Consider the following 639-nt stretch of genomic DNA (forward strand, 5'->3'; position numbering starts at 1 on the left):
AATTGGGGTGCAGTTCAAATGTATCAGCTCTTTTATTCGATATCAATGGTTGTCTTACTGCTTTTTTCTTCTCTCAATTTTGGCAATTCAATTGTCAGTACGCCATCTTTATAATTTGCTCTAACATTTTCTTCCTCAACTTGTTTAAAACTAAAGTGTCGAGTTACAGAACCTATAGAACGTTCTTTACGAATATATATGCCATTCTCATTTTTTTCTTCTACTTCATTATGATTAGTTGCTTGAATCGTTAATACATCTTGTTCAAAATCAACTTGAATGTTTTCTTTTTGAAAACCTGGTAAATCTGCTTTCACAGTATATTTATCAGATTGCTCATGAACATCTACTTTAAAAGTATCCATGTTCATCGGTTTAAAAAAAGTATCTGTCATCCCCTCTAATAAAGAAGGCCCAAAATCAAAAATACCATTTTGACGTTTTGTTATCTCTGGAAATAAATTACGCATATTTTTTCCTCCTTATTATTTATGAATGAAAGATTATCTCTTTCTGTCTTTATTATAACATTTGGTCAAAAAAGGTCAAATAATTTATTTGACCTTTTTTGATGTATATTTTTCCAAATAAAACAAATAAGTTGTATGATATCTCTCCCCCTTATAAAGTGAAACTTTA

1 protein-coding gene is annotated in these 639 nt (G+C 29.3%); it reads right to left on the bottom strand.

Going from position 1 to position 639, the window contains the following annotated elements; all coding sequences use genetic code 11:
• Window positions 1-32 precede the first annotated feature (32 nt).
• The gene (locus COL05_RS30800; protein WP_098671349.1) at window positions 33-470 is read right to left on the bottom strand and encodes an Hsp20/alpha crystallin family protein; all 438 of its coding nucleotides are present in this window, start codon (window positions 468-470) and stop codon (window positions 33-35) included.
• Window positions 471-639: the final 169 nt, after the last annotated feature.

This window comes from Bacillus sp. AFS059628, from assembly GCF_002571225.1.
In the GTDB taxonomy this organism is placed as follows: Bacteria; Bacillota; Bacilli; order Bacillales; family Bacillaceae_G; genus Bacillus_A.